This is a genomic window from Pradoshia sp., assembly GCF_051873915.1.
Classification (GTDB): Bacteria; Bacillota; Bacilli; order Bacillales; family Pradoshiaceae; genus Pradoshia.
The window spans coordinates 3,751-11,787 of record NZ_JBJEFJ010000091.1 but is presented as its reverse complement, the minus strand read 5'-3'; the positions used below and the strand labels follow the sequence as shown (position 1 = coordinate 11,787).

Below are 8,037 nucleotides of genomic sequence, written 5' to 3'. Positions count from 1 at the left end.
TGGCTGAATTAACGAAAAAAGAAGATCCAACACGTTTAACAACACAAGCAAACGTTATGTTTGTACCTGATAATGATGAGTATAACTATATGACAGATATCATTGGTTACAATAAATATTATGGCTGGTATCAAGGGGAAGCAGAAGATTTTGGTCCTTGGATTGATGGGTACCATGCTACAAATCCTACTGTTCCTTTAGGTATTTCTGAATACGGTGCAGAAGGAATCATCGAATACCACACAGATGATGCAAAGGTGAAGGACTATACAGAAGAATATCATGCACTATACCACGAAAAAGTGTGGAAAATCTTCTCTGAGCGCCCATTCCTTTGGTCAACATATGTATGGAACATGTTTGACTTCGGTGCGAACATCCGTGATGAAGGCGGCGTAAAGGGAAGAAACAACAAAGGCTTAATCACATATGACCGCAAAATCAAGAAAGATGCTTTCTTCATGTACAAAGCAAACTGGTCAGAAGAAAAAGTTCTTCATATCACAAGCAAACGCTATATTGACCGTGCAGATGATGCAATCACTTTGAAAATCTATTCCAACTGTGATGAAGTAACACTTTATGTGAACGGCTCAGAAGTAGCGACACAAAAAGGCGAAGATAAAATCTTCATCTTTGAAAATGTTGCGCTGCAGCCAGGCTTGAATGAAGTAAGAGCCGTATCTGGCGATGTAGAAGACACAGCATTCTTCAATAAAGTGGAAGAGGCTAACCCAAGCTATGTACTTCCTGAGTCAGAGGCTGGCGGAGTAGTAGATAACTGGTTCGAAATGCCTGAAGATCTTGGAGATGTTGTAATCGAAGAATTGGAAATCACGGATGATGTGTACTCAACTCGCTGCACATTTGGGGAACTATTTGCGAACCCTGAAGCAAAGGCTGTCGTGCAAAAGTATTTAAACGGATTCTCAGAGGAACATCCAATGTTTGGTATGGCAGAAGGCATGCAAATTGACATGCTGGCTTCCATGGCAGCGGATATGTTCTCAGAGCAATTGATGTATATGCTGAATAAAGATCTGACAAAAATCAAAAAAGCATAATAACATCGTGCTGGATGAATGCATGAACCTGAACGGCTAGGTTCATAATCTAGTCGTTCTTTGGACTAATAATGAAAGAGATGGTGTAATGATGAAGTCAATGCTGCTATTTGGAGAAATGCTGTTACGTCTAACACCTTCAAATCATCAGCTGTTTATTCAGGCTAGCCAATTGAATATGGTTTACGGCGGCTCTGAGGCGAATATTGCGGTCGCTTTAAGCAATTGGGGGGAAAATACGTCTTATGCTACATGTGTTCCGGATAATAACATTGGATTGGCGGCGATCATGCAATTGCGTCAATTTGGGGTTAATACGGATTATGTGATTCAGCAGGGTCATAAAATGGGGCTTTATTTTGTGGAGGAAGGACACTCCATCCGTCCGACAGAGGTTACCTATGACCGACAAAATTCAGCCTTTGTTGATGCTGTACCGAGTGATTATCAGCTAGAGGAAATGCTCGATCAAGCGAAGTGGGTGCATGTCAGCGGCATTAGCTTAGGCGTAAGCAAGCAAGCGCGCGAAACAACGATGGCTCTTGTGAAGCTTGCCCGTAAAAAAGGGATAAAGGTGAGCTTTGATTTCAATTATCGGGCAAAATTATGGAGCATCGAGGAAGCAAGAGAGGCATTTATGGACATCCTGCCATATGTGAATGTCTGCTTCGGCAGCTACATGGATGTTCTCACTCTCCGCCAGGAGAAGAGAAAGGTTCACTCCTTTGATGAAAAAATCGAATTGCTCAAGGAGCTTCAAAAGGAATATCAATTTGATCAAATCTTTACGACGGAGCGGGAAATCCTTGATGACAATGAACAAAAGCTAAGCTGTGCAGTCATAACCGGTACAGAGGTTCATCGACTTGGACCCGTTAAAGTGAATGTACTGGAGAGGATTGGCACAGGGGATTCCTTTGTTGCCGGGGCATTGTACGGTTTGGCGAATTCTTATAGTCTTCAAGATACGTTAGATTTCGCTTTATCCTCCTTTGCCTTGAAGCATACGATTGTAGGAGACTTCCAAGTTGCAAGCAAACAAGCCGTACAAGGATTTGACCTGAATGGCGATAAGGTTGTCATTAAAAGATAAGATATCTAAATAAGCGAGGCTGGGACATAAATATTACAGCCAATGATAAACCCGAATGATTAGACGATAAAGGAATGAATTCTATCGTCTAATCATTCGGGTCTTTATTTGTTGTTTTCTATATATTGGTGGGTTGTGACCTTCTATTATTAGTGACTAGTGGAATGGAGCAAAATGGACTCGACTCCTGTGGATAGTAAAGGAAAGCGAGTGCATTTCGCGGAATGGAACGAATTTGTCTTTCCAGCTTCTATTGAATAGGGAGAATAAGTTACCAGCATGCATTTTTGAGGATCATTTGTTTCGTTTCGTCTCAACCTCTGTTTCTTTATGTGAAAGGGAAAAACGTCCCCTGTTAATTATGAGAATATTCATTTTACTAGTGATGTTGACGCGGCATAAATGGTAATATAAGGGAGGTGAAGGGGGCTTAAGATATGAAGAATACGGTTATGTGGGATTTGATTTGCTATGTTATCTTTCCACTTGTCATTTGGAATGCCTTAAATGACCGGATTGATGAATATTATGCGATGCTTATTTCTACCGTGCCCGGCATTATTTATAGCATTATTAGATTTATCCGATTTAAACGGCTTAATTTTTTTGGTCTCTTCATGATCGGCACACTAATGATTGGAACGCTAGTGGATGTGCTTTCAGGTTCATCCATTCAAATGTTGTGGAACAATGTCGTGTATTCCCTCGTAATAGCTGTCTTCCATCTTGTGATGATTTTCGTCAATAAGCCGGTATCCTTGCTGTTTGCCCTTGATTTAACGGAAATGCAAGGCTATGATCGACAGTTTTTGAAAGGTGTATATTATCAGCCAGAGATTCTAAAGGTGTTTAAGCTGATTGCCTGTGCGATGGCCTTAAGCAGCCTTGTGCCTGCAGGAATAAATTCATGGCTGATTATGCAATATGGGGTAGATGCTTTCACGAAGGGAATCATCATTAAGCGAGTGATTGGAGTGGGCTTAGGTCTGGCTATCATTTACGGGTACTATCATATTAATCAATTAAGCAAGAAGTTAGAGGAGCCGCAGGAAACAATAGCGCCTTAAATATTTAGGCGTTTTTTTATGCGAAAAGGAACCCAAATGACCGACTGCCTCGTCCATATAGATGAAGGAGGGGAAATGGTGGATGAAATGATCATGGAGCGTGTCTCCGCAGAGGAGAGGGAGACACTGATTGATGAATTGATGGACCGATATGGGACCGAGATCTTAAGACTCGTCTATTCCTATGTCCATAATTATCAGCTTGCGGAAGACCTCACACAGGATATTTTCGTGAAAAGCTATAAATCTCTTCATACATATAAAGGCAAATCAAGCTTAAGGACCTGGCTTTGGAAGATTGCGATTAATCATTGTAAGGATTATTTGAAAAGCTGGTATAACAATCATGTCATTCCAGTAGAAGACAGCTATATTTATGATGTGAACAGGGAAGGGAGTGCAGAAGAGGAGGCCATTCAACAGGAGGAGGACGAGCGTCTTGTTCACTCGGTTATGGGACTGCCTGTTCTTTACCGAGAGGTTATCTATCTCCATTATTATGAAGATATTCCGATTCGGGAAATGGCGCGGATTCTATCCGTGAATCCCAATACAGTCAAGACTAGACTGAGAAGGGCTAAATCCCTTCTGAAGGAAAGGTGGGAGGAGTAAGCATGGATGACCAACTGAAGAGACTGCGCAAGGTGATGGAAAAGTCCGCCTTTCATGAGCTGAACTTTTCGGAAAGAATGAAAAGTCAAGTCCATAAAGCTATACAAAAAGAATCCATGAGTGAGGAAGAACTCATTCTCCATATCTTTGAGCTCTTAATACAGGAAAAGACAGGCTATGAATTGATGAAGCTCCTTCTTGCAAGGGGAGTAAGAAAATGGGAGGGGGAAGAAGGTCTCCTTTATACCCTTCTTCATGAACAGGAGCTGGCCGGAACCATTGCAGCAAGCAGCAATCCGTCTGGGGAAAGACATTATCGATTGACGAATAAAGGGAAACGGTTGCTGGAGAGGAAATATAAGCAGCTTCGTCAATCACGATTTTCCTTTAAAGAACAGGGACAGGAGTGAGGCTGAATGGGTGAGCAGAAAGAACAATTCTTGAAGGAAGTCACCGGCCATATTCAATCAAAGGAAGCAAGGAAGCTCGTTGAACAGGAGCTGCAATGTCACTTACAGAAAACGAAGAATGATTGGCTAGTGAGAGGATTGTCTGCTGAAGAGGCTGAAGATAAAGCCATTCGGCAGATGGGTGACCCGCTTAAGATTGGAATGAAGATGAATAAGTTGTATCGTCCAAAGGTGGATTGGTTTCTCCTCGGCCTGCTGTTAATGGTTATGTTGCTTGGAGTATTGCCGATTTTGCCTATGAACGATCCGGGTGAACTGACCGAACAATTCTTGCAGAAAAAACTCATCTTCGGTTTGTTTGGAATAGGAGCGGCCATTGGGCTTATGTTCGTTGATTATCGCAAGCTTGCGAGGATGGGATGGCTTTTCTTCGGAATTGGCGTCCTTATCTTATATGTGCTGCGTTTTAATCCTTCATACATGATTAACGGGGAGCCTTTTATTGGTATACCAGGCATTGGAACGGTGGGCTGCTGGATAGCCACTCCATTTTTCTTCCTCGCATGGGCAAGGTTTTTCGCCAGAAAGAATAGGAAGGCGTGGCAGCTTGCCTTATTGTTTGTCTATACCTTGTATCTCTTTATGACGATTCCTAATTTGAACATTACGTTTATTTATGGAGCCATGGTTATGATTATGCTCTGGTGGAGCCATTTGGGGAGGAGAACGGTCTTATGGCTGACGATTGTTCCGATTGGTGTAAGTGCAGGGATCATTGGGACAGCGTTCTTATTAGGATATGTGAATGATTACCAAATGGAGCGATTTTTTACTTTCTTAAATCCGGAGAACTATGCAGATGGTTCAGGATATATGTATCTCCGTTTATCAGAGGTAATGAGCGGTGCTAACTGGTTTGGTGCATCTGCCAGTCAGTTAGATTTCTCGTCATCTCCTCATACTGATTTTGCCTTGGCTAATGTCACAGCCAACTATGGATATGCTGCTGCGGCAGGCGTGATTTTCATTCTTTTCCTATTTGTTTTGCGCATGGGGATAATTGCAATAGGAACGAGGGACCGTTATGGAAGATTGCTGGTCGTCGGGGCGATCTCACTTTTCGGGCTACAATTCTTCTATAATATCGGGATGATTTTCGGGATATTGCCAATTATGGATGTCTCCCTGCCGTTTATCAGCTATGGCTGGATGCCAACCATGCTGAATGCCTTCTTGATGGGGATTGTGCTGAGTGTTTACCGGCGCAGGAATTTCATTCAAATCGAAAAAGGATGCACGGCAGATTAATGCCATGCATCCTTTTTTCTCTTAGAACTTCACTTCATCCGGATGTGAACCAGAACCGCCGAAATATTCCATGGCATTGATGGTTTCCATATCCTCATCCTTAATCGTGAAATCGAATACATCAAGGTTTTCCTCGATACGGGATGGTGTAACCGATTTAGGAAGTGGAAGCACTTCGTTTTGCAGGCACCAGCGTACGCATAGCTGGGCTACGGATTTATCGTATTCTTTGGCAATGGCCATTAAGGTTTCGTTCGTTAGCATTCTGCCTGTGCCGAGCGGGCTCCATGCTTCAATGAGAATCCCGTTTTCTTTGCAGAAACGGACGGTTTCTTCCTGCATTTGACCAGGGTGGAATTCGATTTGGTTAACCATCGGTTTCACCTCAGCGTCCATTAATGGCTCAAGATGGTGAACGAGGAAGTTGGATACACCAATTGCACGGATGCGGCCAGCTTGATAAAGCTCGACCATGGCGCGCCATGTTTCTTTGTTTAATTCAACCCAGTTGTCGAATTGGGAGGAGGAGGCAGGCCAGTGGATTAGGTAGAGGTCAAGATAGTCAAGACCGAGCTTTTCCATTGTCACGTCAAATGCCTTCAGCGTACTTTCATAGCCGCGCTCTGTGTTCCAGACCTTGCTTGTGATGAATAAGTCCTCACGGGCAACACCGGATTCACGGATGGCCTTGCCAACACTCTCTTCATTGCCATAAACAGCCGCAGTATCAATATGACGATAGCCGGCTTCAATCGCTTTTTTGACAGAGGCTACGGCTGTTTCGCCGTCAGGAGTCTGCCAAGTGCCGAAGCCGACACAAGGGATTTCATAGCCATTGCTTAATGTATAGTTGCTTGATTTCTCGAACAAACTGATCATCTCCATAGTCTAGTAGATTTCTGTTTTACGGTAGAATGTGGCCGCTCTTCATATAGAGGCGGTACCATTCTTCTCGTGTGAGGTGAATATTGCTGGCTTGCTTGATTTCACGGATCCGCTGCTGGTTGGTTGAGCCGGCAATGACTTGGATCTTAGCAGGGTGGCGCAAAATCCAGGCAGTTGCAATCGTCGTTGGTGTGACAGCGTATTTCTCTGCCATTTCGTCGAGTGCCTTGTTTAATTCAGGGAACTTGTCGCGGTTACCGATAAAGACTCCTTCAAAGAAGCCATACTGATAAGGCGACCAAGCCTGGATGGTCATGTCGTGAAGACGGCAATAGTCGAGAACGCTTCCATCACGGTCGACCGCACCGTCTGTCTGCATGTTTACTTCCATTCCGCTTGCCATCATGCTGGAGAACGGAAGACTTAATTGAAGCTGATTGATGATGAGGTCCTGCTGGACGTATTTCTTGAGCAATTCAATCTGCATCGGTTTATGGTTGGATACGCCGAAGTGACGTACTTTACCGGACTTCTCCAGGACATCGAAGGCTTCTGCAACTTCCTCCGGCTCGACTAATGCATCCGGACGGTGAAGCAGGAGGATGTCCAAATACTCGGTATCCAGCCGCTTCAGGATTCCGTCAACCGATTGAACAATATGCTCTTTGGAGAGGTCGTACATGGTCCCCGGCTTGATGCCGCATTTCGATTGCAGAATCACATCTTCTCTCTTATACCCTGTACTCTTTAACGCTACGCCGAAATTGGTTTCGCAAATTCCTTGCCCGTAAATATCGGCATGGTCAAAGAAATTCAGCTCATTTTCCAAGCAAAAACGTAAATGAGCTTCTAATTCATGACTGTCCAATGCATCAATCCTCATGCATCCGACAGCGATTTGCGGCACCGCTAAGCTGCTGGTGCCAAGGTTCATTTTGTTCATGCTCATTCTCCTCGCCGTCAAATTTTTTGTTCATCTTGAGTTAAGGAAGGCATGTGGGCGGGTGCCCGTTCAAATCGACAAATTTTCCTATGTAAGCCATGCATATCTCTTTCTCCAGCAAAGAGAGTCTGCCTTTTTATTCTACTATATGAGAGTCGATTGTGCTTACAGAAAGCAACCGGCAAACAGTGGGAAAGATGTTTTCTGTAAGCGGGCGCGGGTAGGAGGAAAGTGAACGAGTTGGGAGGATGGATTATGTATGTATTTGATGAGACAAAGCAACGGCCCTATCCGCTGCCACGCTCTCCGTGGCTGATGACGCAAGTATGGAATGACTTGCTGTTCGTGCATTACCCGGCTGCACCGAACCTTCTCCGGCCGCATGTCCCGAAGGAGCTTGAGTTAGATACGTATGCAGGGGAGGCTTGGATCAGCATCATCCCGCTTAAGATTACGGATAGCCGCTTACGCATGACCCCGCCGCTCCCTGTCATTAATTCTTATATTGAACTGAACGTACGGACGTATGTGATGTATAAAGGTGTGCCAGGGATTTATTTCTTCAGCCTTGATGCGGATAGTGCGGTTAACATTCTAGGAGCGCGGGCAGCAACGGCGCTTCCTTATAAGATTGCGAAAATGGAATTCAGGCAAT

General features: G+C 44.1%; 9 protein-coding genes. 7 read left to right on the top strand and 2 right to left on the bottom strand.

Annotation, left to right across the window (positions count from 1 at the left end):
• The 6 genes from ACI35L_RS08665 to ACI35L_RS08640 all read left to right on the top strand — a co-directional run.
• A partial coding sequence (locus tag ACI35L_RS08665) for a DUF4982 domain-containing protein (RefSeq protein WP_439802680.1) occupies positions 1 to 1,064 on the top strand: 1,064 nt, incomplete at its 5' end.
• Positions 1,065 to 1,152: 88 nt separating this feature from the next.
• The gene (locus tag ACI35L_RS08660) at positions 1,153 to 2,157 is read left to right on the top strand and encodes a PfkB family carbohydrate kinase (protein ID WP_439802679.1); all 1,005 of its coding nucleotides are present in this window, start codon (positions 1,153 to 1,155) and stop codon (positions 2,155 to 2,157) included.
• 437 nt (positions 2,158 to 2,594) lie between these two features.
• Positions 2,595 to 3,224: a VC0807 family protein gene (locus ACI35L_RS08655; RefSeq protein WP_439802678.1), complete on the top strand. Its 630-nt coding sequence runs from the start codon at positions 2,595 to 2,597 to the stop codon at positions 3,222 to 3,224.
• Between the two features lie 78 nt (positions 3,225 to 3,302).
• Entirely contained in the window at positions 3,303 to 3,836 is a 534-nt protein-coding gene (locus tag ACI35L_RS08650) for a sigma-70 family RNA polymerase sigma factor (protein ID WP_439802681.1), read from the top strand.
• Between the two features lie 2 nt (positions 3,837 to 3,838).
• The gene (locus ACI35L_RS08645) at positions 3,839 to 4,246 is read left to right on the top strand and encodes a PadR family transcriptional regulator (RefSeq protein WP_439802677.1); all 408 of its coding nucleotides are present in this window, start codon (positions 3,839 to 3,841) and stop codon (positions 4,244 to 4,246) included.
• Between the two features lie 6 nt (positions 4,247 to 4,252).
• Entirely contained in the window at positions 4,253 to 5,554 is a 1,302-nt protein-coding gene (locus ACI35L_RS08640; RefSeq protein ID WP_439802676.1) for an FtsW/RodA/SpoVE family cell cycle protein, read from the top strand.
• A 21-nt stretch (positions 5,555 to 5,575) separates the two neighbouring features.
• Here ACI35L_RS08640 and ACI35L_RS08635 read toward each other — a convergent pair whose 3' ends face one another.
• Positions 5,576 to 6,424: an aldo/keto reductase gene (locus tag ACI35L_RS08635; RefSeq protein WP_049670380.1), complete on the bottom strand. Its 849-nt coding sequence runs from the start codon at positions 6,422 to 6,424 to the stop codon at positions 5,576 to 5,578.
• 34 nt (positions 6,425 to 6,458) lie between these two features.
• Positions 6,459 to 7,382 (bottom strand): aldo/keto reductase, encoded by a 924-nt coding sequence (locus ACI35L_RS08630; RefSeq protein ID WP_439802675.1) that lies wholly within the window; start codon positions 7,380 to 7,382, stop codon positions 6,459 to 6,461.
• Between the two features lie 255 nt (positions 7,383 to 7,637).
• Between ACI35L_RS08630 and ACI35L_RS08625 the strand changes: the two genes are divergently transcribed.
• A partial coding sequence (locus tag ACI35L_RS08625) for a DUF2071 domain-containing protein (protein ID WP_439802674.1) occupies positions 7,638 to 8,037 on the top strand: 400 nt, incomplete at its 3' end.

What these genes read in the sequence shown, in the direction of transcription:
- ACI35L_RS08645 (WP_439802677.1), top strand. Translation starts at nt 3,839, where the DNA reads ATGGATGACCAACTGAAGAGACTGCGCAAGGTGATGGAAAAGTCCGCC.
- ACI35L_RS08660 (WP_439802679.1), top strand. Translation starts at nt 1,153, where the DNA reads ATGATGAAGTCAATGCTGCTATTTGGAGAAATGCTGTTACGTCTAACA.
- ACI35L_RS08630 (WP_439802675.1), bottom strand. Translation starts at nt 7,382, where the DNA reads ATGAACAAAATGAACCTTGGCACCAGCAGCTTAGCGGTGCCGCAAATC.
- ACI35L_RS08655 (WP_439802678.1), top strand. Translation starts at nt 2,595, where the DNA reads ATGAAGAATACGGTTATGTGGGATTTGATTTGCTATGTTATCTTTCCA.
- ACI35L_RS08640 (WP_439802676.1), top strand. Translation starts at nt 4,253, where the DNA reads ATGGGTGAGCAGAAAGAACAATTCTTGAAGGAAGTCACCGGCCATATT.